Source organism: Paraburkholderia sp. J76 (assembly GCF_905220295.1).
GTDB lineage: Bacteria > Pseudomonadota > Gammaproteobacteria > Burkholderiales > Burkholderiaceae > Paraburkholderia.
This window is the reverse complement of record NZ_CAJMZJ010000062.1, coordinates 1-316: the sequence shown is the minus strand read 5'-3', so window position 1 is coordinate 316 and position 316 is coordinate 1. Positions and strand designations below refer to the sequence as shown.

1 pseudogene is annotated in these 316 nt (G+C 66.1%); it reads left to right on the top strand.

Annotated features, from left to right (window positions below):
- Nucleotides 1–316, top strand: a pseudogene (locus tag U5768_RS31915) (sulfonate ABC transporter permease); the annotation flags it as partial.

Below are 316 nucleotides of genomic sequence, written 5' to 3'. Positions count from 1 at the left end.
CCACGAAACGATGGCGCCCATCGCCACGCTCAAGGCGCAGCCCATCTCGCTCGACCCCGCGAACCTGCCCGAATACGCCATGCGCACGACGCTGCGCATGCTTGCGGCGATGGTGGCCTCGCTCGTCTTTACGCTCGTGTACGGCACGCTGGCCGCGAAGAGCCGCCGCGCGGGCCAGGTGCTCGTGCCGATTCTGGACATCCTGCAGTCGGTGCCGGTGCTCGGCTACATCTCTTTCACGGTCACGTTCTTTCTCGCGCTCTTTCCCTCGCGCGTGCTCGGGGCCGAACTCGCGGCGATCTTCGCGATCTTCACA